The sequence below is a fragment of the Lacticaseibacillus salsurivasis genome (genome assembly GCF_036246225.1).
Classification (GTDB): Bacteria; Bacillota; Bacilli; order Lactobacillales; family Lactobacillaceae; genus Lacticaseibacillus; species Lacticaseibacillus salsurivasis.
Window position 1 is genome coordinate 118,432 of the sequence record NZ_BTTP01000002.1, and the last position, 19,899, is coordinate 138,330.

The window sequence follows — 19,899 nt, forward strand, 5'->3', positions numbered from 1 at the left end:
TCCTGGCGGCGACTATTAACAGGTGTGCTATATTAAAAAGATAATGACAAGCTCAGGCAAAGGAGGCGCCAAGATGACATTTGAAGCATGGCTGACCGCCATCGGTCTGCCCTCAGCGGCGCAAGCGGTGGCAATGCAGCCGGTGCCGGATTTGGAACAGTGGCGCCAGTTGGCAGCCGATGAACCGGCTTTTTTGGCGCGTCTCGCTGGGCAGCCGGCGCTCGCTTTACAAGTGTTCGCGCAGTTGCTTTATGGTGAACAGGCCCATTACGCGACAACGGCTGAATGGGTGGCTGATGGGCGCGACATTGCGATCTGGGCGGCCGATTACACTCAGAAACAAGGCGGCATTGGCGTCACCGAAAACGACTGGCTGCGTTTCACCTTGGTGCATCAGGTGGTGCGGCTAGGCCGGTTGCAATTCGAACCTTGGCAGCCAACCACCGTGCTGGGGCCGCTGGCAGCCGGAACCCAGGCGCTGCAAGTGCACATTCCGGCCGATGGACCACTATCGCCAGTAGCCTGCGATGAGGCATTTGCCTTGGCGCAAGCGCGGTTTGGCCAGTTGCCGCTAGTGTGTGATTCATGGCTGATGAGCCCGGCGCTCCAAGCTTTGCTGCCAGCAACCAGCAACATTCGCCAATTTCAAAATCGGTTTCAGGTGGTCACCGTCGATCCGGCGGCGCACCAGGCTGAAGAACGGCTATTTGGGGCGTGGCAAGCAGATCCGGCCCAGTACACTGCACATACGGCCTTACAAAAGCGCGCCAAGGCCTGGCTCCAAGCAGGAAAACAAATTGGGATGGCGGTTGGCGTTATGTTGCCGGCTTAAAATAAGTGGTCAACCGTATCGCGGCTGACCACTTATTTGTTTATTCAATTATCGCTCTGAAAGCCGTTAAGGGTTGCCCACTCAAAGCCGCGGCTAACCCCGGATAATTGGCGATGGCAACCGTTGCCTGGTGGCGCTGGGTGCTGCGGGCTAACGCGCCTAATTCATCGCGGCGCCAAGCCTGGTGCAGACCAAAGGCCGAAAGGATATGCCGTCGGTTATCGACTAAAGCATCAGCCATGGCAGCAATCCCAATTGCTCGTAAGCCATGGATGATGGTGGCTGTTGCCTGATAACAGGCTGCTGCGCCAGCAGGGAGCGCTTTGATTAGAGCCGCGAAGAAGTTGCGCTGAATCTGCTGTTCAATGGTTTGTGGCGCGGCTTTGAGCCATCGTTCAAGGTAGCTCTGCGCCATGGTCAGATCGGCATGAAAGAGCGCGTAGTATAAGGCGCCAATGCAAAACGAGCTAGCAAGCGAGCTGTATTCAGGTTCCGACTGATGCACTTGAAGGTGGCGCCAGGTGCTTTGGTAAAGCCGCTTCGACAATGCCTCATCGAAACGACCGAGTAGTGGCGTGACCGTTTGAATGTCGGCCAAGGTGAGCGGACTTTGGCCAGTAACGTAGGTGGTTAAGGCACGATTTTCTTCAGGGGTGAGCGTGGCATCAGGCCACCGGCTGAGCTTAGTGAGCCCACTTTGAAGCACAGGGTCGCGGTTTGAGGCGGGCATAAGTGGGCTTAAGGCGGTTATCGGCAAGGCCATGCGGGCCAGTACCGCGAAAAGACGTTCAGCTTGAATATCATTGTGGCCGGCTTCAAAGCGTATGGACTGTCGTTCGCTTAATAGATCTTGATACAGTTCGCGCTGAGTCAGCCCTTGATTGAGTCGCAAGCGCCGAAGATAAGGACCAATCTTTCCTGCCATTTTTGGCACCTCCTGATATTTTCCTTAGTGTACCAAATACACTGAGGACATCAAGGAAGGGGATGGTATGATGGCAGTCATGGCCAAAATTATCAGACCGCATCGTCGGGCTCTACTCGGACTGGTCTTTTTCGGTGTGGTGGCTGCAGGTGATGGGATTGTCAGCCCCTTTTTTCTAGGGCAAATCACTGACGGCTTGGCTACGCGCGCCTTTTCCCGGGTTCTGCAACACTTGCTATTTTGGGGGTTGGCACTGCTGCTGGTCAATTTGGCCAATCTGGGCATGAGTTATTTCTCGGGCCGTTTCCGGCAGGAGGTCAATCTGCAGCTCAGACGGCATTTGATTCAGCGCGCCTTTGCGACCTCGGCAACTGAAACCAACAGTAGCGGTTTGCTGGCCGAAGCACTTGGTGATGTGAAACAGATTGAGCAGAGCGTAGTACAACCCCTGATTAATATGCTTTATAGCACTTTGCAAGGCAGTTTGACACTTATCTTTGTGCTTCGGATGAGTGGCCTGACTGGTGTTATTTTCATCGCCTTGGGCTTTGTGCCAGCCGTGATTCCCCATTTTACTGCCCGCTGGCTGAAGACTGGAACGCGTCAATGGCAAGCGACCAATGACTGCTACACCAGCAGTTTGAGTGATACCCTGGCGGCGCGGCCTCTATTCAAACATTATCAGCTGGTCACGCAGGGGATTGCCCGCTTAGACGTCAGCTTGCGGCAAAATGAGGCGGCAGCCTTCGTCATGAATCTTCGCCAGCAGATTGCGTCTGGCCTGGTGAGTGCGCTCTATGCCATTACCACCACGGTGGCGTTGGCAGGTGGGGTATGGACCATCAGGCAGGGACAATTGAGTGTGGGTTTGCTGCTCACCACCTACACCGCGGCTGATCGGGTGGTCACGCCTTTGATCAATCTCACCCGCGCGTACAGTCAACTGCAGGCGGGGCTCCCCTTGCTGAACCGCGTGCTCCTTCCAGTGAATCGGCAACATCACCCTTTGACATATATGCCCAAGGAGGCTGGTCTGCTCAAATTAGAGATGGCAGTGATTGGTGTGACGAAGCCGCTCTTTCAGCCCTTGAATCTAATCATTTATCCAGAGATGAAAGTGTTAATTCAAGGACCGTCTGGCGTTGGCAAATCGACTTTGCTGCAAGTGATTCTGCATGATCGCATGCCTTTAGCAGGACGTATGCTGTATGCTTCAGCACTGGGTTCAGAACCCCTAAAGCAGATGGCAGTCGTGCATCAACAGCCCTTCATTTTTGCTGACACCCTGAGCTTCAACTTGACATTAGGCCGGCCCTTCAGCGAAGCCGAACAGCTCGCCTTACTGAAAAAAGTTGGCCTGACCGCTTATGCTAATCACGAAGCGTTGGGCACCCGCCTTGGCCTTGATGGGGTCCAGCTATCCGGCGGTGAGCAAAAACGTTTAGAGTTAGCGCGAGCCTTGGTGGTCCCGAGGCCAATTCTCTTGGTTGATGAGGCACTGTCGGGTCTGGATCAAGTGACTGCTGCAACTATCAATCAACTGATTTTGGCTTATCCTGGCACTGTGATTGATATTGAGCATCAATTACCCCCTGCTGCGACCGACCGTTATGACGCCCTTGTGAAGTTGCATCTTGTTCCTGCTTTTGACTCGGACTAAACTGGCGGTAGCGAAAAGAAGAAGGAGACAAACTAATGCTGACAACCGTGCTTGTGGATCGTGATTGCACCCTCGGCGGTGATGGCCACTATACCTCAGTCGCAGATTTTAGGCCTTACTCAGGCGTGCTTGCCGCTATTCAGGCGTTGCATGAGGCGGGCTTGCGCGTTTTGGCCGTGACCACTCAAACCAGAATCGCCACAGGCGAGATGCAGGTTGCCGATTTGGTGGCCTCATTGCAGGCCATGGGGCTTGATGATTGCTTCGTTTGCCCACACTTGGCCAGCGAGCATTGTCGGTGTCGCAAACCCGCAATTGGGTTAATCGAGCAGGCCCAAGCGCGCTATCATTTTGGTCAGGGTGAGGCGGTGCTGATTGGCGATAGCTATCAGGCCGATATGTTGTGCGCAAAACAGGCCAATCTACTTGGTATTCACGTGGCTACTGGCCGCGGGGCGGCCAATCCTATTGCTAGCCAGTGCCTTGAAGCGAATGATTTTGTTCAAGCAGCGGGCATGCTGCTCAATCATCAGATCGACTAAAATATGAGCTTCATCCGGTAAATAACGCATTTTCCTCAGGTTCGGGTCAGAGAAAAGTGCTTTTTTTGTACGATTCATCGCGGCTTGACCACTTGTTGCAGGGTGCCATTGCGCTTATAAATCGCCACGCTAGCTTTTGCGGCGCTAGCGATGGTTTTGGCGCGTTCTACCGCATCTGTTTTGCGCTGGTAAAGCTCAGTGGTGCGGTCACCGCTGCGACTGACCACGGCCCAGCCGGCAGGGTCTGGTTTGACTGCAATCGCCGCGCCACGGTGGCTCGATTTCGGCGGCTGAGGGTTTGACTGCGTCGGCGTGCTGATTTGGTCGAAACGGTGACGCTCTTGCACCGTAGCTTCACGGTACCACTGCTTGGCCTGACTGGTAGCAATCGACAGCGCCAGTTTTTCTTGGAAGCCTTGAGCCACCAGAGAATTTGCGATGGCCAAGGCCTTTTTGCGCGTCAGCGGCGTGAGGTGATTGATAGCGGCGGGAAAGTTATCAAGCGTCCAAGTCATGCCCAGTCCTCCTTTCACGTTGGCTGTCCATTATTAGTGTATGCGCGTGAACCGGAACAAAGATAGCAGCACGCCTTTTGCTTTAGTTAACGGGCTAAGTGGAACGTTCGTAGCTTTTAACGGGCATCGATCTTGGGATTCTAAAGCCGGGAATACACGAATAAATTGTGCAACAGAAATCGTTTACATTCCTGAAAACAGCGCGTATGATACAAATGGTTTAAAACAACACGTTAACCCATTAAAAGGTTAACGCTTCATACGAAAGGGGGTCGCCGCGAAGCGTGGGTGCTTCGTGAACACACGGGTAAGTGACAATTAGTTAGCTTAAGTCATGGAGGTAAAGGGATGAATTCATTAAAAAAGGCCGTGGTAGCGGGGGCGCTACTGGCAATCGGCTTTTTCGGCGCCGCCCCGCATACTGTGGGCGCAGCAACAACTGACGCGGTCATCAGCACGCAAGCAATGGCCCAGATCAAAGCCAACCAAATCGAATATTTGATTGGTAATGAAGCCATGAATGATGATCCAATCAACCAGGCGAAGATGACCAGCATTGCCAAGGCCGGACAAACGAATTTGCCTGACTTCGACCATGCCGGTAACGCGATTTATGCTGGCGTGGTGTTGGATAATAGTCAAGGGACGAACCTCACCGTTGCCGATCTTTCGGCCAACTTGGGGACGACATATACCAAGCTTTACAGTGTGGCGTTGGCCATTGCCACACCAAGCAAGTACAATACCATGTATCAAAATGCTGCCGCCAAAACGGCACTGATTGATGCGCTGCAGTGGTTGCAAACTAAGTATCTGCAAGACACTGATAAAGGTTACTACGGCAACTGGTACCAATGGGAAATCGGCGTGCCAACCAGTCTGTCCCGCATGCTGCTGTTGCTGCATGATGACTTGGATCCAGCGTTTATCGACACTTCGATTAAGACGATGGATGCATACTTGCGCGGCGACGAAAAGCCAGGCTCCCCGAAGATTGGCGATGTGAACCTCGACGCCCGCCAGCATACTGGCGCCAACCTGGCCGATATTACCTTGAACCGGATTTGCCAAGGTCTCGCTAATAACGATGCTCCGCGGGTGAAAAAGGCAATTGCCGACTTCAAGACCTGCCTAGCGGTCATCGACCCAGACAACATTCAGCACGGAGTGACCGATGGTTTTTACGAAGACGGTTCCTTTATTCAGCACTCGACGGTGGCGTATACCGGTAGCTACGGCATTGTGCTGCTCGGGCGGACTGGCCAGCTGACCACGCTGCTGAAAGGCACCTCGCTGCAAAGCCAAACCTTGCTGAACACTGTCAACAATTGGATCTATAACAGCTTCGCGCCTTTGATGTACGAAGGCTACATGATGGAAATCGTCAAAGGCCGCGGCATTTCCCGAACCGGCTCTGGCTATACCGACAGTGCCAGCATCGTGGAATCGTTGGTGCAATTATCAACGGCCATGAGCGGCGATGCGCAACACAAGCTGCAAAGCTACATCAAATACTTATCTAGCATTCCGCAACTGAAGGTCAATAGCAGTAATTTTGGCTCGCGTGGCAACACCATGGCGTTCAACGCGATTATGAAGGACCCGAATGTGTCCAGTACCAATCCGTTGACCAACGATCAGTATTACGCGTTTAATCTGATGGACAAATCGGTGCTCATTCGGCCTAACTATGGCTTCGCGATTTCACGCAGCTCTAATCGGGTCTCCAAGTATGAATACATGTCAGGCGAAAACCTGAAGTCTTGGTACCAAGGGGATGGCGCTTTCTACCTTTACCAAGATGGCATCGATCAGACCAAAGCGTTTGGCATCGATTACCAAGCCACGGTCGATCCGAACAAGTTGCCAGGTGTCACTACTGTCAATGAAAAACGTAAGACGATTCCTGAATTGTACGGCGGCGACTTCTATTCCCACGAACCCGATTTTGAATCAGGCTCTGTGACCCAGAACACGTACGTTTACTTCCCACTGGGCACCAACGACTATTCTGGCAGTGTGCAGCTTGATCAATACGCTGCGGCCGGCATGCAGCTCGGCGATGAACAATCTTACGCCGACAAGGACAAGTTGCCTGCCGATTTCGTTGTGTTCAAAAATGCCGAAGCCAACAAGGCTTGGTTCATGTTTGATAATGAAATCGTGGTGCTCGGCTCTAACGTTCACGACATCAACGGCCGCGCCATGACCACTACCATCGACAACAAGATGTTTGATCCTGGCGAAAATGTGACCGTTAACTCCAATTTGGATAAGGCCACTGCCGCCAAGAAGTGGCTGACGATTGAAGACAACGCCGACAGTAAGCGTAATGTCGGCTATGTGTTCTACGATAATAACAAGGTCAATGTGCTGAAGGAAAGCCGCACCGGCAAGTATTCCGACGTGCGCAATAAAACCACCGGCAGTGCCGACAAGACGGTGACCAAAGACTATGTGACGCTCACTTATCAGCAGCCAGGCAATACGACCAGCAGTTATGCCTACAGCATCGTACCAAGCAAAAATTCTACTCAGCTACATGATTACATTGACCAAAACAACGTCACCATTTTGAAGAACACAGCAGATGTTTCGGCCGTGCAGGAAAACAGCCTCGGCCTCAAGGGTTACGTCTTCTTCACCGCCAAAGGCCAAGTGGATGACGTTCAAAGCCATAGCCGCATGATCATGATGCGCAAAGGCAATGACTTCTCCATTCAGGACCCGACCAATAAGCAGGCCACGGTCTCCTTCACGCTGAAAGGCCGCTATGCCGTGGCCCAAGGTGATGCCCAGGCCATCGTTCAGGGTAACGCCACCACCGTCACCGTGAATACAGCAGCCAAGCATGGGGTTTCCCAGCATCTGACGCTCACCCCGCTGGCGGCGCCAAAAGCGGCGGATAAAACCAAGCTGCAGGCCCTGGTCAACCAAAGCAAAACACTGAAAGCCGCAGATTACACTTCGGCCAGCTTTGCCGCTTTGACCTCCGCCTTGAAGGCCAGTGAAACCGTGCTGGAAGATACGGCAGCGACTCAAGGCACCGTGAACCAGACGGCTAACCAACTGCAAAAAGCCATTAATGGCCTTCAAAAGCCGGCAACTGCCACGACTGGCACCGCTTCAAGTGCCAGCCAAGCTAAAACCACCAATCACGGCAAAAAAGTCGGCCAACACAAAACGAAGAAAGGCCTCCCGAATACCGGTAGCGTGATCAATCATGCGCTTATCGCTGGCGGGGCAGTATTGCTAGTGTTAGGCGGGTTCGCCTTGCTTAAACGGCGGCAAACCAACTAATTAACAAACGTATCATCAAAATAGGCCACTCTGCCCTTACAGCAATCTGTAACGGTAGGGTGGCCTATTCATGCTCAAAAAAGTAAGGCTGATCGGTGCATCTTTATCACATTCTAACTCTTCACGTATAGCTTAGAGTAGTACTTGACTGCCGACGTTAACGGCACAATGACACGTTGCCGTTACTGTTATGAAGCGGGTTGTGGTGGGGGCGGAGCTTGGGACAGGTAGCCAGCAGTGAAACGAGAAGGACTAGTCAGACTGCGTTTTGGGCAGGCTGACCAGCCCTTCTCGCGGCAGTTTTGAAGACGCACTGGAGCGGCAGCGACTGCGGCTTCAAAACTAGTTTCGAGACCGATTTTTGGCTCGAAACGGCCGCACAGCAGGCTACCTGGCCCGAGCGGAGCCCACCACCACAACCCGCGGGCGCCCCAGACAAAAAACCGCCGACGCAAGCGTCAGCGGCTGGTGAGTTATTCGATTTTGCCACCGCGGGCGGCGATGACATGCTGACCGAAGGGACTGTCATAGATGGTCGCCAGTTTGGCCGCAAAGTCCGGGCGCGGAATGGCTTCGCCGAACAACGGGCTGCCTGGCTCAAGCAAAAGGCCAAAGCGCAGCGGCCCGAGGTCGAAAGGATCGAACCCAAACGCCCGCAGCACATGCTCAACGGTCGGTCGAATTTCATCGTGGTCGGTGGCATAAGCCATGGCGCGCGGTACATCGGGGTGGCGTTCGACTTCGATTTCCAGATCATGGTAGCCCATGTGGTTGAAGGCCTTGGCGACATAGCTCTTGTTCAAATGAGCCTGCACCACCTCTGAAGACGAGTGGTTGAAGTCGGAAATGGCATTGTGCGTGCCGTCAACTTCCTTCCAGTAGTTTGTTGCGTCGAGCACAATTTTGCCGGCGAAGGCCTCAGGGTCAAGATCAGTGTACCGGCTCAGCGGAATGGCCAAAATGATGACATCCGACTGGGCAATCAGATCGGCTGGGGTCGTGGTGACGGCGCCTGGGGCGAGGGTATCGATGACCCACTTGAGGTCGGCAACTGAGTGGCGGCTAGCAATGCGAATCGGCAGGCCCACGTTTTCGCCGATGCGGGCGAGGGTGGAGCCGAGCTTACCGGCGCCGAGAATACCAATGGTTAGTTCGCTCATACTATTCACCTCCCAGCAGTTCCTTGACCCGCGGAATTACTTTGGTCGCGTAGTTGCGAATCGTGTCTTCCCGCTGGTGCAAAAGCTGACCGCCGGTGCCGTAAACTAGGTCGAAGCGCTGCATGTCCAGCGCCTTCATGTTTTTGGCAATCTTCTGAGCGACTTGTTCGGGTGTGCCGACATAGTAGGCGCCTTTGTCGATTTCGAATTCAAAGCGATCGCGGGTCATTGGCGCCCAGCCCCGGTCGATACCAATGCGGTCCATTTCGGCTTTGATGTACTTGAAGCCCACTTCAACGGCTTCTTGTTCGTCATCCAAAATGATACCGTGGGCGTGCATGCCGAGCGGATGCTCTGGCTTCTTCAACTGCTTTGCCGCCTTATGGTACAAGTCGACGTAAGGGCGGAAGCGAATCGGTTCGCCGCCGATAATGGCAATCACGACGGGAATGTCGTAGTAAACGGCGCGGATGATGGATTCTGGTGAGCCGCCCACCGCCAAACTGGTCGCAATGGTTTCGCCTTTTGGCAGCTTGGGATAAACCGTGGTGTCCGTGAGCTTCTGGGTAAACTTGCCAGACCAGTTCATTGGCTTGCCTTCCAGCAGTTTTTGCCACATGGCGATTTTTTCGACAAACAGCTCATCGTAGTTTTGCAGGTCATAGCCGTACAGCGGGAAGGATTCAGTGAAGGAACCACGGCCGAGCATGATTTCTTCGCGGCCTTGCGACAGGCCATGCAGGGTGCTGAAGCGTTCAAACACCCGCACGGGATCATCCGAGCTCAGTACGGTGACCGCGGTGCCGAGCTTAATGCGCTTGGTGACCGCCGCCATGGCGCCGAGCACAACTTCAGGGCTGGAAATGGCAAATTCAGGGCGGTGATGCTCCCCTAAGGCAATCAAATCAATGCCCAAGTCGTCTGCCATTTTGGCTTCTTTAACCACTTGGCGCAGGGTTTCGCCGCCGTCCATGGCCGTGCCGTCATCCTTGAAGCCGATGTCACCGAAAGTGTCCAAACCGAATTGATATTTTTTTGCCGTCATTTTTACTAGCCTCCGTTTTGCTTACTTTTTGTAAGTACAAGGGTATCTTACATGGTGCCCAAGGGAAAAGCAAGAGGGGCCGCGAAATTTATTTGCGCAGACGCGAGGTTTTGGTTTCGCTTGACTTCCGCTACAATGAAAGGCGGAAAGGGGCCTTGATTTTGGCTTTAGCAGATTCAACTTTCATGTTGCCGCCGGAAGCGCAACTCACCGCCCAGCAGCAAGCCTTGCAGACGCGGCTGCTGCAGTTTGTTCAGGCGCACCAACACGATGAGAATACGGCGGTGTTTGTGCTCCATGGTGATGCGGGTTCGGGGAAAAGTGCGGTGCTCAATGCTGTGTTCACCACCTTGCAGCATCAGGCCCATCAACCGGACAGTTCGCTGGCCGGTTTGCACAATCGGTTGTTAGTCAACCACAACGAAATGCTGAAGATCTATTGGGCCGTCGCGGCCGCAGATCCGGGGCTCCACAAAAGTGACTTTCAAAAGCCAACCCCGTTCATCAATGCCGCAACCAAGCAGCATCGCCGCTATGACGTGGTGTTTGTGGATGAAGCGCAGCTGCTGCTGAGTCAAAAAGATGCCTTTAATCATTTTGATCAGGCTAATCAGCTAGATGCTTTGCTGCCGCTGGCGCATGTGGTGGTGCTGGTGGTGGACTTTAATCAAGTGGTGAAGCTCAAGAGTTTGTGGACCCCGGCGATGCTTAAGCAGCATTTGGCCGGTCATCAGGTTGAATCAGCTGAATTAACTCATCAGTTGCGGATGCAGGACCCGGCGGTGAGTGCTTGGGTCAATGCCTTCGTGGCAGGGCGGCTCCTGCCTTTGCCCAAGCCGGCGGATTATGAACTGAAAGTCTTCGCTGACGGCGCGCCGCTGGTTGCGTGGGTGCAGGCTAAAGAAGCCGAATATGGCTTAGCCCGGCTGATTGCGACGACTGATTTCCCGTTTCGCGTGTTTGGCAATCGCACCTGGTACGTGCAGGCAGGGAGCGTGCGCTTGCCTTGGGATAAAATCAACTTCACCGATCGGCCCTGGGCGAGTCGGCCGGAAACTTTAGGCGAGGTGGGGTCCATCTACACGATTCAGGGCTTTGATCTCAACGCAGCCGGGGTCATTTTGGGGCCGAGTTTGGATTATGATGAAGCGAACGACCGCTTGACGGTGGATCCCAGTCGCTTTGAGGACCAAACCGCGTTTCGCCGTCGCCCGGATCTGGCTGATGATGAGGCGGCCAAGGCGGCGATTATTCGCCATGTGGCTAATATTTTGCTCAAGCGGGGGCGGCGCGCCTTGGGGATTTATGCGGTTAATCCGCGGTTGCGGGCGCGGCTGTTGGCTTTGGCGCAGTAAGGAGTAGGCATGAAACAAATTACAGCAGGGATTGTGGCACATGTAGACGCTGGAAAAACCACGTTATCAGAGGCGCTGCTTTATCAAACTGGCGCCGTGCGGCAGCTGGGGCGTGTGGATAATGGGGATGCCTTTTTGGATTCCGACCGGCTGGAAAAGCAGCGCGGGATCACGATTTTTTCGCATCAGGCCCAGCTGCAATATCAGGATCTGACGTTAACCTTGCTAGATACCCCAGGACACGTGGATTTTGCCAACCAAACTGAGCAGGTGCTACCAGTGTTGGACTACGCGATTTTAGTGGTGGCCGCCAGCGACCATTTGCCCGGCTACACGCGAACCTTGTGGCGCTTGCTGCGGCGGTATCAGGTGCCGACTTTCATTTTTGTCAATAAAATGGATGTCGCCACCGCAGACCGCGAGGCAATGTTGAAGCTGCTGCAAACGGGGCTAAATGAGGGCTGCTTGCCGTTTGACCAAGCTTTGGACGCAGAAACCTTGGCTTTGCAAGATGACCAGGCGCTGGATGAATATATGGGTAGCAACGCCTTGGCTGACGCAACGGTACAGCGCTTGGTTGCCAAGCGCCAGGTATTTCCGGTGTATTTTGGGGCGGGGCTCAAGCTCACTGGCGTCGATGGCTTGCTGGCAGGATTGGCTAAATGGACAGTGCCGATGAAGCCGCAACCAGCGTTTGGGGCGCGGGTCTTCAAGGTGTCCTATGATGACAAAGGCGAGCGCCTGACCTGGGTGCGCGTCACTGGTGGCACGCTGGCGCCCAAAGCGCTGGTGCTAGGCGAGCAGAAGGCCAATCAACTGCGTGTTTATAATGGGGTGAAATATACGGTGGCCAGTTCAGTGCAAGCCGGTGAGGTGTGCGCCATCCCTGGTTTGACTGACACCAAACCGGGCATGGGGCTTGGGGCCGAACCAAACGCGCCGGCGCCACTGCTGCAGCCGGTGTTAACCTACGCCCTTGATCCCTTACAGGAAGACCTGCAACACTGCTTAGCGGCCCTGCGCCAGCTAGAAGACGAAGACCCGGCACTGCATGTGACCTGGTCGCCGCATTTGCAAGAAGTCCGGGTGCAGCTGATGGGTAAGGTGCAACTGGAAATCTTGCAGCAACTGCTCCAGCAACGGTTTGATTTAACCGTCGCCTTTGATGCTGGCAGTATTTTGTATCAGGAAACCATCACCCAAGCGGTGGAAGGGGTGGGACATTTTGAGCCGCTGCGCCACTATGCAGAGGTGCATTTGCTGATGCAACCAGGGCCACGCGGCAGCGGACTGACCTTTGCCAGTGACTGCAGCCTAGAAGTGCTGGCCAAAAACTGGCAGCATCTCGTTTTGGCCAACCTCGCGGCCAAAGAGCACCGCGGTGTGCTGACCGGGTCGCCCTTGACTGACACCAAGATTACATTGGTCACCGGTCGCGCCAGCAATGTGCATACTGTTGGTGGCGACTTCCGCGAAGCCACTTGGCGCGCGGTGCGGCAGGGGCTGATGATGCTCAAGCAAACTGGGGGCTGCCAGCTCTTGGAACCCTGGTACAGCTTTCGGCTAGAAGTGGCGCAAACCCAGATCGGCCGGGCGATGAGCGATATCGAGCGCATGGCCGGCTTGTGCGATCCGCCCAGCGCGCCAGCGGCCAATGGCATGGTGCTTCTGACCGGCTATGCGCCAGTGGCGGAGATGCAGGATTATGGCCAAGTCGTCAATGCCTATACGCATGGTCAGGGTCAACTGGAGTGCGTGGTCGATGGCTATCGGCCCTGCCATAACGCGGCGGCAGTGATCGCCGAGCGGAGTTACACTGAAGTGGGCGACACCGATAACCTAACAGGATCCGTGTTTTGCGCGCATGGCGCGGGCTATCCAGTGGCTTGGCAAGATGTCCCGGCGGCGGCCCACGTGCCGTATCGGTATGGTGAGGCGGCGCTTGAAGCACTGGTTTAATCCGCCGCAATAGGACTAGTAGTTCGCTTGAGCAAAGGAAGCGGCTGCTTATTGGCACCTAGAGCTGCCGTTCTGGAGGCTGCGATGATGCTTTTTATTCAAGCCCATGTTATACTCAAACCCGTAAGTAGCTATTTCATCTGAGCACAAGAGCCATTACTCGGTGGTTGAGTAATGGCTCTTTTTTTCACCTATTCGGCGTGTGGGTCAGAGGCAACCAAGACGGTTATCGTCGCCTATCTAACCAATCAGCGAACAGCTCAATCGCCATCCCCACCAGCACTGGGGCGATAACGGTCATAAGTAGCTCATGCATCTGGACACACCTCCTGACGAGGCGGTTGCCACGCGTAGTATGCCATGTGAACTGCAGATTGACGAGGAACTTGCTTTGAGCTTGAGAAGCAAAGCCCAAGCACTTGGTTGCAGCCTCTCTTTTGCGGCTGCGCGGGAGCCGGCATGCTGTATTTTATGCGCCGGCATGTTATACTAACGAGCCAAGTAGCGATTTCATGAAGGCACAAGAGCCACCACTCCCCTATGAGTGATGACTCTTTTTTCGCTATCTCAAGCCTGTGGGTCAGAGGCAACCAAGACGATCATCGTCGACTATCCAACCAATCGGCGAACAGTTCAATGACGATCCCCACCAACGAGGAAGTTGCTTTGGAAAAATGCAATCTTTATCGCTGGCAGGATTGCCGCTAGTTAGGCCATTAAACCGGCATCCGTTCTGCCGACACGGTGGTCTTTTGGTGATACCCGGCCACCGCTTGATTAGGGCACTGAGTTCAGCATGAGAGGCTGGCTTTTTCAAGTTTCTATGTTATACTAACGGCAAAAGCAGTGTGTCAATGAGGCACAAGAGCCATCACTCGTCGGATGAGTGATGGCTCTTTTTTTCGCTGTCTCAAGCGTGCGCGTTGGCGGCAACCAGAGCGGTCATCATCGCCTATCCAACCAATCAGCGAACAGCTCTAGGACTATCCCCAGCAACAATGGGGTGATGACTTCGAAAAGCAGCGTCTTCAATGGGCACACCTCCTCACGAGGCGGTTGCCGCAAGTAGTATGCCATGTGAACTGCAGACTGACGAGAACTTTGCTTAGGCGCAAAAGCAGTCGGTGTAGACGCCTAATCTTCGGCTAAGCGGTTAGAGGCCTTAAACCTTCATCCGTGTTGCCGTGACGGTATCACCCAGGCGATGCACAACCACCGCTTGGGCATGGAAAGCTGCGCCATCCAAGCCATATATCTTTTTGCCCCGGAACAGTTCTTGGTGCATGATGCCCACGCTGTAGCGTTCGGTGGCGCTCACCGCAATCTGCCAGCCAGAACCTTCAGCGGTGGGCAGCGGCTGATCCAGATTTTGCAAAATCGGTACTGCCGTCACGGTGGCGTTTTTCGGCGCGATAATTGTGGTTTGACTGATGCGGTCCGTGAACGCTGTGTGGAAAGCCAGCACTTGATGGGGTTCGACCTCATTGTAGCGCGGTGAGAACGGCGCTTCGGCCACAGTGCAAGGGCTAGCGTTAATCAGTTGCCACTGATCGTTCAGCAGCGCGCCGTTAGCGGTCTGGGCCAGGGTGACGCTGGGGTCAAGGTGGAAATACTGGGTTAACTCATGCGTGCCATCGACCTGCACTTCATCGGTCACCACCCAAATGCTGCCTGGGAGGCTGACGATTTTGCGGGTCCAGACACTCAGCGGGTGACTACCGATGATGGTGCCTTCAAGATAGTGAGACTTGCCGCGGTGGCGGACATAAGGCTTCAGCGGGGTGCCGTATTGCGCGTATTCCCAGCTGGCACTGGGGGCGCAAGGCGTGAACTGGTCCACCATGATGGCGTTATGGGCGGCGATGGTTTTCAGCGCCACGCGCAGGGGATGATCCTCGCGGTAGGTATAACGCCCAGAGTCAACCAGTAGCGGCTGACCCTTGGCATAAAGCGAGAAGTGGTTATTGTCACTGTGGCCGTGGCCGCTACCCAGCGGGCCACCATTGAAGAAGAGAAAATCAGCGTCCTTTTGCCAGCTGCTACGAATGGCATAGTTGCCGCTATCGACCCCGTCAAAAACCAGGGCGTCTGGGACGGCTTCAGACGCGGCGTTAAAGGCTTGCACGCCAGGTTGGCCGAGCCAGTAGAGGCTTTCCGGACTAAGGGTGGCTTCGGTGTAGCCCTTGAGCCGCGGCTGGTGCAAAATCACAGCGGCGCGATCAAAGACATCCGTTGCAACGATGCGATCGGTATCACCGAACAGTTCGAGTTCGCCACTAGGGGTGAGGGTCAAGGCTAAGGCCCGGGTCATTTGCTTGGCGAATGGGACTAGGCTAGTCACATCGCGCTGGCGCTGGTTTTGGCTGGCAATCGCCCGAAGCAAACCATTCAGCACCTCAACGTGATACATCAAGGACTGTTCCCATTGCATCCCATCGTCAAAAACCTGCAGGTGCAGCTGTTCGGCGAGCTCGGTTTCCGCCCAGTGATAAAGTGGTTGGTCAGCAAAATCTGGCAGCAGAATCGGCAGCACCGTCACCAACGCGCAGGTTTGAATACTGCCCCAGTTGCTGGTTTTGTACTTGGGGATGTACTGGGCTTTGAGGTAATTGGCCTGGGCGAGCAGACTGTCAGCAAGCGGCGCCAACACCTCATCAGGTAGGAGCTCGGCTTCGGCCAGGTAAGTCAAGGCATCAACGACGTTCACGAGGCGAATACCGGTATCCAAGGTCCGGGTTGAATTTTGCGGTTTCAGGGTCGGATGCTGCGCCACCCAAGTCTGCAGGTAGGCCAGCGCGGCCTGGTTGAATTCCGGCCGGTTGGTGAGCCGGGCCGCCAAAATGAGGTCGCTGAGCCAGTCCATGCGGTTCAGCATGAAGCACCATTCTGGATCATCGTTGCGCACGGCCTCATAGTCCATGGGGTTCAAGCGGTAAGCCTTGGTGCAACGTTCCATATCCCAAGGCTTGTTAAACAGAAACGTGCGGTGCAGCAGGCGTTCGGCATCGGCGATGATGGCGCGTTGCGCGCTGGCAGAGAAGGCCTTCGGGTCAAAGCCGCGGGCGGCGGCGGTTTGCAAAAGCTGGGTTTTGATGTAATTAAGATCAGCCAAAATTATCCTCCAAGCAAGCTAGCGCCAACCGTCAGGGACAGTTGGCGCTAGCCTTTTTTATATTGTGGTGATTAGACGCCGAGCACGTGAACCAGGCTCAGCACAATCCCAATCACAACCGTCAAGATCACCAGTTTGTAGGTCGTCCAGCCGCGTTTCTTGATCAGGTAGTACATCAGCAAGGTGTACAGCACTGGCAGCAGGGCTGGGGCAACTTTGTCCAGAAGGGCTTGAATGTCCACGGTGGAAGTTGCGGCGCCTTTAGCAGCTTTGGCGCTGGAGGCGTAGGTCAAGGTGACCTTCATCTTGACAAAGGTGGCAGCCAAACCGGCGATAACGGTGACCCCGACCATGCTGGCGGCGTCAGAGATTTGGCTCATCTTGGCACTGAGTTTTTCGATCATGCTCGTGCCCAAGCGCTTCCCATAAGCGCCCATCCCAAACTTAATGGCCAGCAAGGTGATGTTTTCGGCCAACAGGAAGAAGACAGGGGCCAAGGCGATGTTGTTCATCGCCAGGGAAGCGAAGATGGTGGAGAACAAAGGCGCGATACAGAACTGCGATAAGGAATCCCCAATCCCAGCCAGTGGGCCCATCAAGGCCATCTTGATCCCGCGGGTTTCCTTGTATTCTAGCCCGTTATCCGCCATGGCCAAATGAATGGAGGTGATGAACGGAATCAGGTTCGGGTTGGTGTTGTAGAATTCGATGTTTTCACTCAGGACTTCAGCCAGCTTGTCAGGATCGTTGCCATACAATTTCTTGAAGGCAGGATACATGATCAAGGAATAGCCTAGGCCTTGATAGTTACTGTAGTTAAACCCGTTTTGCAGGAAGTATGCCCGCAGCGTTGTTTTGTGGTAATCGCTATTGGTTAAGACATTAGATCCAGTCATCGCGTGATTCCTCCTGACTTGTGGTGGTAGCTTGCGCTGGTGCGGCTTGCTTTTCATCTTGTTCGAAATAGAACTTCAGGGCAAAGACCAAACCGATGATGGCAATGCCGATGACAGGCAGCTGTAGGTAAGCGGCCAAAGCGTAACCCAACAGGGCAAATGGCACGAGCTGCTTTTTGAGCATGACGGTCATGATCATCGCAAACCCGATGGCTGGCAGCATACCGCCGGCCACGTTCAGGCCAGTGAGCAACCAAGCAGGGATCATGTTCACTAAGGTCTTCAAAGTGTCCATACTGTAGGCCCCTAGGAAGCCGAGTAAGAACCCAACGGTGGCGAACAAAATGACGGTGGTGTTGGCAATTAAGCGGAACTTGCCAAACTTATGGGCCTTCAAAGCGTTAGAAGCGGCTTCTGGCAGGCCAGCGCACAAGGTGTAAACAAAGGTCTGCAGGAACTGAATGGCGACCGCAAACGGAATGGACAGGGCCAAGGCACTTTGAGGGGTGACCCCAGACATGGTGATGGCCATTAACGTCCCGATGATCCCAGGGCCGATTGGGTTAGGTGGGACAGTACCACCAGCGCCGACCCCGAAGCCCATGAAGGCTAATTCAGCAACGGCCCCGCAGGCCAAAGCAGTAGGGATGTCGTTCAAAATGACCCCGACGCCGAAACTCAAGACCAAGGCGCGGTTGGTGTAAATGCCCCATAACATCCCCGCGTAACAAAACGCGGTCCAAAGCCCAATCAGTAGGGCTTGAATGAGTGTGATATGCATAAGTGCTCCTCCTATTGAGATTAATCTAAGTAGTCCGCAATGTTAACTTCGACACTGCCATCATTGCCCGATGGCGTGGTGCGGTTGTCGAATTCGATGTGATAATCGTTGATCAACGACTTCAGCGCCGCCTTATCCTCAGCACCAAGGAAAATGGAACGGGTGACTTTTTCCTTGCCCGGGGCGTTGTGAATGTTGCCAATGTTGATCTTCTTAATCGGCACGCCGCCAGCTACGAGCCGCAGCGCGTCTTTAGGATCCTTGACCAAAAGGAAAATCTTCTGGGCAGGGTTAGCTTTATAAATAATATCGATCACCTTTTGCACCGGATAAAAGCGCATGGCGACAGAATCTGGAATCACGGTTTTCATCAAGGTTTGCGCCACTTTGTCTTCAGCGGCTTCGTCATTGGCGACGATGCAGGTGTTCACCCCTAAAACCTTGATCCACATTTGGCCTTGGCCGTGAACCAACCGTTCATCAATGCGTGTCATTACAATGTTTGGATCTGCCATTTATTTGTCCTCCTTGAATAAGTGCGACTTACCAGTACATTTGCCACTGCTTCTTATAACGAATCAACGCTTCTAAGTAGAAATAATCGCCCCATAAATTGCCTTCGTCGACCCCGCGGCCAGAATGCCAGGAGTACACGCCGTGGTTCAACAAGGCGGTAATGCCAGTGGTTTGCTCCGCCGTGTAGTTGTTAATCAAGCTACGCATCATCGCCGAAGCAGCGTGCTGGTAAAGCGGCTTAAGTTCATCTCCTTCCGCCAAAAAGCCTTCCATTTGCTTGATGCCGCAAACCGCGATGGCGGTGGCGGAGGAGTCTTTCGACTGCCAGTCGCCGTCGTGGAAAATCAGATCCCAGTAAGACACCAGATCTTCGGGCAAGCGGTTTAAGAAGTAGTTGGTTACGGCTTTGAACGTTTGCACATCCGCGTGGTCTTGCAAGCGGGTGTAGTTCAAGGCGATGCCGTAAATCAACCAGCTCTGGCCGCGGGCCCAACTCGAGTCATCCGCGTAACCTTGGCGCGTCTTGCCGCCCAGCGGCTTACCCGTTTCCGGGTCAAAGTAGAAGGTGTGGAAAGCCGAAGCATCTGGCCGAATGGCGTATTTCAGCGTGGTGGCATAATGCTTGGCGGCCACGTCGCGGTACTCAGACTTACCCGTTTCTTCACTGGCCCAAAATAAGAGCGGAATGTTGAGCATGGCGTCGACGATCAGCCGGTAATTCTCAGCACTGCCTTTTGGCCCCCAGGCTTGAATGAACTCGCCTTTCGGGTTGTAGCGCGTCATCAGCTTATCAGCGGCTTCCAGCGCGGCGGCTTTGGCCACCGGATTGCCAGTCAGCTTATAAGCGCTGACGCAAGAGGGACTGTAGAGAAAACCGAGGTCATGGTGATCGACGTCGATCTCGTGGTCGATGCGGTACTTGAAGCTTTGCACGTTTTTCTCTGCCAACTGGCGGAAGCGTTCATCATGCGTTGCTTCGTACGCTAACCACAGAATCCCCGTCCAGAAACCCGTCGTCCACTCCACGTTCTTCGTGGGCTCGTAGCTGCTGTTCTTGGTCGATGAGCTGGGGAAGGTTTCCCCCAGCTTCAGAATGTTGTGCTCCACCTTAGCAATCACCGCAGCGATGGCGTCGTCAATCTCGGCTTGGCTTAGCAAAGGTTGATTCAGAAACCGTTGTGGGTCTTGCACAGGCTCCAAATTGATCTGTGTCATAGCGTCCTCCCAACACGTTAAGATTATAAAGGGTTAACGTGTTATCTGATTTCACGACCTAGCATACGCCGGAATTTTTTGTTTGT

At 54.2% G+C, this 19,899-nt stretch carries 17 protein-coding genes; 6 read left to right on the forward strand and 11 right to left on the reverse strand.

What is annotated here, in order from left to right; genetic code table 11:
* The first annotated feature begins 73 nt into the window (after window positions 1-73).
* Complete coding sequence (locus tag AAA927_RS02855) at window positions 74-832, forward strand: hypothetical protein (RefSeq protein WP_338215532.1); 759 nt, start codon at window positions 74-76, stop codon at window positions 830-832.
* A gap of 40 nt (window positions 833-872) precedes the next feature.
* On the opposite strand, the gene AAA927_RS02860 is transcribed toward AAA927_RS02855, so the two are convergent.
* A complete protein-coding gene (locus AAA927_RS02860; protein ID WP_338215534.1) occupies window positions 873-1,757 on the reverse strand; it encodes a helix-turn-helix transcriptional regulator in 885 nt (294 codons plus the stop codon).
* Window positions 1,758-1,824: 67 nt separating this feature from the next.
* On the opposite strand from AAA927_RS02860, the gene AAA927_RS02865 reads away from it, so the two are divergent.
* Complete coding sequence (locus AAA927_RS02865) at window positions 1,825-3,417, forward strand: ATP-binding cassette domain-containing protein (RefSeq protein WP_338215536.1); 1,593 nt, start codon at window positions 1,825-1,827, stop codon at window positions 3,415-3,417.
* 35 nt (window positions 3,418-3,452) lie between these two features.
* Window positions 3,453-3,959, forward strand: coding sequence for an HAD-IIIA family hydrolase (locus AAA927_RS02870; RefSeq protein WP_338215537.1), 507 nt, complete (start codon window positions 3,453-3,455; stop codon window positions 3,957-3,959).
* A 74-nt stretch (window positions 3,960-4,033) separates the two neighbouring features.
* Here AAA927_RS02870 and AAA927_RS02875 read toward each other — a convergent pair whose 3' ends face one another.
* Window positions 4,034-4,474, reverse strand: coding sequence for a DUF2188 domain-containing protein (locus AAA927_RS02875; protein WP_338215539.1), 441 nt, complete (start codon window positions 4,472-4,474; stop codon window positions 4,034-4,036).
* A gap of 348 nt (window positions 4,475-4,822) precedes the next feature.
* On the opposite strand from AAA927_RS02875, the gene AAA927_RS02880 reads away from it, so the two are divergent.
* Window positions 4,823-7,774 (forward strand): polysaccharide lyase family 8 super-sandwich domain-containing protein, encoded by a 2,952-nt coding sequence (locus tag AAA927_RS02880; RefSeq protein WP_338215541.1) that lies wholly within the window; start codon window positions 4,823-4,825, stop codon window positions 7,772-7,774.
* A gap of 473 nt (window positions 7,775-8,247) precedes the next feature.
* Here the strand turns inward: AAA927_RS02880 and AAA927_RS02885 are convergent, their stop codons facing one another.
* Entirely contained in the window at window positions 8,248-8,934 is a 687-nt protein-coding gene (locus AAA927_RS02885) for an NADPH-dependent F420 reductase (RefSeq protein ID WP_338215543.1), read from the reverse strand.
* Between the two features lies 1 nt (window position 8,935).
* The gene (locus tag AAA927_RS02890) at window positions 8,936-9,979 is read right to left on the reverse strand and encodes an LLM class flavin-dependent oxidoreductase (RefSeq protein ID WP_338215545.1); all 1,044 of its coding nucleotides are present in this window, start codon (window positions 9,977-9,979) and stop codon (window positions 8,936-8,938) included.
* Window positions 9,980-10,164: 185 nt separating this feature from the next.
* Here AAA927_RS02890 and AAA927_RS02895 point away from each other — a divergent pair, with 185 nt between their 5' ends.
* The gene (locus AAA927_RS02895; protein WP_435891507.1) at window positions 10,165-11,334 is read left to right on the forward strand and encodes a DUF2075 domain-containing protein; all 1,170 of its coding nucleotides are present in this window, start codon (window positions 10,165-10,167) and stop codon (window positions 11,332-11,334) included.
* Window positions 11,335-11,343: 9 nt separating this feature from the next.
* Window positions 11,344-13,293, forward strand: coding sequence for a GTP-binding protein (locus tag AAA927_RS02900; protein ID WP_338215547.1), 1,950 nt, complete (start codon window positions 11,344-11,346; stop codon window positions 13,291-13,293).
* A 226-nt stretch (window positions 13,294-13,519) separates the two neighbouring features.
* On the opposite strand, the gene AAA927_RS02905 is transcribed toward AAA927_RS02900, so the two are convergent.
* The 7 genes from AAA927_RS02905 to AAA927_RS02935 form a co-directional block, all read right to left on the reverse strand.
* Window positions 13,520-13,609: a type I toxin-antitoxin system Fst family toxin gene (locus AAA927_RS02905; protein WP_338215550.1), complete on the reverse strand. Its 90-nt coding sequence runs from the start codon at window positions 13,607-13,609 to the stop codon at window positions 13,520-13,522.
* A 629-nt stretch (window positions 13,610-14,238) separates the two neighbouring features.
* On the reverse strand, window positions 14,239-14,370 hold the full coding sequence (locus AAA927_RS02910; RefSeq protein WP_338215552.1) for a type I toxin-antitoxin system Fst family toxin: 132 nt from the start codon (window positions 14,368-14,370) through the stop codon (window positions 14,239-14,241).
* A gap of 85 nt (window positions 14,371-14,455) precedes the next feature.
* Window positions 14,456-16,405 carry an alginate lyase family protein gene (locus tag AAA927_RS02915; RefSeq protein WP_338215554.1) on the reverse strand — a complete coding sequence of 650 codons (1,950 nt, stop codon included), beginning with the start codon at window positions 16,403-16,405 and terminating at the stop codon, window positions 14,456-14,458.
* A 71-nt stretch (window positions 16,406-16,476) separates the two neighbouring features.
* On the reverse strand, window positions 16,477-17,301 hold the full coding sequence (locus tag AAA927_RS02920) for a PTS system mannose/fructose/sorbose family transporter subunit IID (protein ID WP_125579273.1): 825 nt from the start codon (window positions 17,299-17,301) through the stop codon (window positions 16,477-16,479).
* A complete protein-coding gene (locus tag AAA927_RS02925; RefSeq protein ID WP_125579272.1) occupies window positions 17,288-18,082 on the reverse strand; it encodes a PTS mannose/fructose/sorbose/N-acetylgalactosamine transporter subunit IIC in 795 nt (264 codons plus the stop codon). The genes AAA927_RS02920 and AAA927_RS02925 overlap by 14 nt, the downstream gene beginning before the upstream one ends.
* A gap of 20 nt (window positions 18,083-18,102) precedes the next feature.
* Complete coding sequence (locus AAA927_RS02930; protein ID WP_125579271.1) at window positions 18,103-18,597, reverse strand: PTS sugar transporter subunit IIB; 495 nt, start codon at window positions 18,595-18,597, stop codon at window positions 18,103-18,105.
* A gap of 28 nt (window positions 18,598-18,625) precedes the next feature.
* Complete coding sequence (locus tag AAA927_RS02935) at window positions 18,626-19,813, reverse strand: glycoside hydrolase family 88 protein (RefSeq protein ID WP_338215558.1); 1,188 nt, start codon at window positions 19,811-19,813, stop codon at window positions 18,626-18,628.
* Window positions 19,814-19,899: the final 86 nt, after the last annotated feature.